Annotated in this window: 1 protein-coding gene and 2 pseudogenes; all 3 read right to left on the bottom strand. The window is 65.6% G+C overall.

Annotated elements, in window-relative coordinates:
* A pseudogene (locus AC04L7_RS19445) lies at positions 1 to 117 on the bottom strand (ClpXP protease specificity-enhancing factor); the annotation flags it as partial.
* A gap of 55 nt (positions 118 to 172) precedes the next feature.
* Complete coding sequence (locus tag AC04L7_RS19440; protein WP_435999857.1) at positions 173 to 808, bottom strand: glutathione S-transferase N-terminal domain-containing protein; 636 nt, start codon at positions 806 to 808, stop codon at positions 173 to 175.
* 180 nt (positions 809 to 988) lie between these two features.
* Positions 989 to 1,060, bottom strand: a pseudogene (locus AC04L7_RS19435) (cytochrome c1); the annotation flags it as partial.

Here is a 1,060-nt window from a genome sequence, read left to right as displayed (position 1 = left end):
GGCCATCGTCGCGTCGACCAGCAGGTGCGGCGTCATGCCGTTGTCGGCGATCCACTCGTTCAGGGCCCGCAACAGGTACGGGCGATGGCTGGTCATGCGGGAAGAGGCGTCGGTCATTTCACTTCTCGGCAGCCAATCGCATCGCGTCGGCCTGATCCTGCACGGCAGCCGGTCAGGCCGGGATTTCGCGCAGCTTCTTCTCCGCATCCGTCAGGCTGCGCAGGAAGCCGGGGTGCCGGAAGATACGGTTGCCATAGTCCTCGATCGCCTTGCCGTCCTTGGGCAGCGGCACCTCCAGCGACGGCAGGCGCCAGATGATCGGCGCCATGGCGCAGTCGGCCAGGCTCATCTCGGGATTGAGGAAGAACTTGCTCGCCTTGAACAGCGGCACGGACGCCGTCAGGAGTTCCTTCAGGCGCTTGCGACCGGCTTCCGCCTGCTGCTTGTTGCCCAGCTGGATGGCCTGCACCTGCGGCACCCAATCGTGCTCGATGCGCAGCATGGCGAGGCGCAGGCGGGCGCGTGAAAGCGGATCCACCGGCATCAGCGGCGGATGCGGATAGCGCTCGTCGAGGTATTCACTGACCACCGACGCGGCGTAGAGCACCAGATCGCGCTCCACCAGCGTGGGCACGGAATGGTAGGGATTCAGATCGATGAGATCTTCAGGCGGGTTCTGCGGATCCACCGGCACCAGGTCGTAGCTCACGCCCTTCGCGGCGAGCACCAGCCGCACGCGGTGGCAGAGCACGTCATCGGTGGAGGAAAACAACGTCAGTGTATTGCGCATACGTGGGCTCGCAGCCATTCACGGCTCTCCGACGACCGGAATCCGCCGATCGCACCGACGCCGTCGGCCCCTTGCCGAAGGTCGCCCCGGTCCCTGAGTGTGCAATCCCCGCCGGAAAAAGCCAAGCAACCCCAATGCCCGGCAACTCCGTCTACGGCGCGGGCGTGTGCCCGCGCCGTGGCGGCAGATGCGGCGTCCTTAGTGGACGTCCTTCCAGTACTCCTCCTTCAGGAGGTAGGCCAGGAACGTGAGTGCCGCCAGGAACAGGAT

This window comes from Pseudoxanthomonas sp. LjRoot204_2, from assembly GCF_056175765.1.
Note: the sequence above shows the minus strand (reverse complement) of the source record. Positions and strands in the feature narration are given on the sequence as shown.